2 protein-coding genes and 1 pseudogene are annotated in these 1,178 nt (G+C 45.8%); 2 read left to right on the top strand and 1 reads right to left on the bottom strand.

What is annotated here, in order from left to right; translation table 11 throughout:
- Together R7O12_RS25960 and R7O12_RS25955 are read left to right on the top strand one after the other, a co-directional pair.
- Positions 1 to 151: pseudogene (locus R7O12_RS25960) on the top strand (heme utilization protein HutZ); the annotation flags it as partial.
- Between the two features lie 75 nt (positions 152 to 226).
- Entirely contained in the window at positions 227 to 763 is a 537-nt protein-coding gene (locus tag R7O12_RS25955; protein ID WP_318126931.1) for an ATP:cob(I)alamin adenosyltransferase, read from the top strand.
- A 140-nt stretch (positions 764 to 903) separates the two neighbouring features.
- Here R7O12_RS25955 and R7O12_RS25950 read toward each other — a convergent pair.
- Positions 904 to 1,178, bottom strand: a 275-nt coding sequence (locus R7O12_RS25950; RefSeq protein WP_318117979.1) for a response regulator, incomplete at its 5' end; no start/stop codon positions are given.

Raw genomic sequence — 1,178 nt, 5'->3', positions numbered from 1 at the left:
AAGCCAGCTTGAAGACTTTGTACTGTTCAACCTTAAAGCTGAGAAAGGTTTGTTCGTAAAAGGGTTCGGTCAAGCGTATCAAGTCTCAGGCGATGACTTGGTTGATTTTGTGCATCTACAAGAAGGCCACAAGAAAATCGAAAACGCCTAATGCGGACGTCGTTTTTATGATTACTAAGAGGGAGTTAGGTTCTACTGACTCCCTTTTTTACATTGGAACAACAGCATGAGACCTGTAAGCAAGGAACTGAGCGAGATCTGTTATCCCTTTATTTACGAAGATAGCCCTGTGTGCGATTTCGAGATCACCGCAGACGAGTTGTGCAGCCGGATTGGGTTGGGGCTGTCGATGGAATTGGACGACTTCAGTCGAGATATTCTCACGCGCCTTCAGCCTAATGTTTACCATCTCAATGGTTCGGTGCGTGGCAAGTTAGCGATTACAGAATCGGAAGTTGAAGAGCTGAAAGCAGACTATGAGGCCATAAAAGCGCGCATAGACGGTGGTTTTAAAGGTTTTGTGCTGCCCGGTGGCCATGCTACGTCTAGTCAACTGCATTTGTGCCGCTGCCAAGCAAAGAAAACCGTTCGAGCACTCGTCGCGATAGAGCATGCTGGGAAAAAGCAACCAGCGCCGATTCTGTTTCGTTACGCCAACTTAATGGCCAATGTCATTTACAGCTTGGCTTCTTACATTAATCATGTTTACCAAGTGGAAGAAACTGAGTTTGTGTCTCGCAGCTACGCTATGCCAAAGAAGTAAACGCTGTAGACAAGTCGTTTTAGTACACGCGCCTTAAGCGTCGCAGTGTCATCAATAGTCAGCAATAAATCGTTGAAATGACGACAAAGTGATAACGATTTCGAGTGAACACAAAGCCACATATTATGTTCAGTTAAACGTTAAGAAGCCATGGCATTGGCTTCTAGCTCTTTTGCCCCGCGGAGCATAGCTTCGATGAGCTCACCAGCATTAAACTTTTCTAACGCTTCGTGAGCGCCAACTTGATGCGCTCTATCGACACAAATCTCACTCGACAGTGAAGTATGCAGAATGCGGTACGAGTGATTAAGAGCTGAGTCATTTTGCACTTCAAACGCTAACTCGTAACCATCCAACCCCGGCATTTCAATATCACTGACCAGAATATCTATTGGGCGGTTTGCTTCTGCCTCAT

The sequence above is a fragment of the Vibrio sp. Vb1574 genome, assembly GCF_033338675.1.
The sequence above is the reverse complement of the archived record's forward strand: the minus strand, read 5'-3'. Positions and strand labels throughout refer to the sequence as shown.

Coding starts and splice junctions, on each gene's coding strand:
- R7O12_RS25955 (WP_318126931.1), top strand. CDS start 227: ATGAGACCTGTAAGCAAGGAACTGAGCGAGATCTGTTATCCCTTTATT.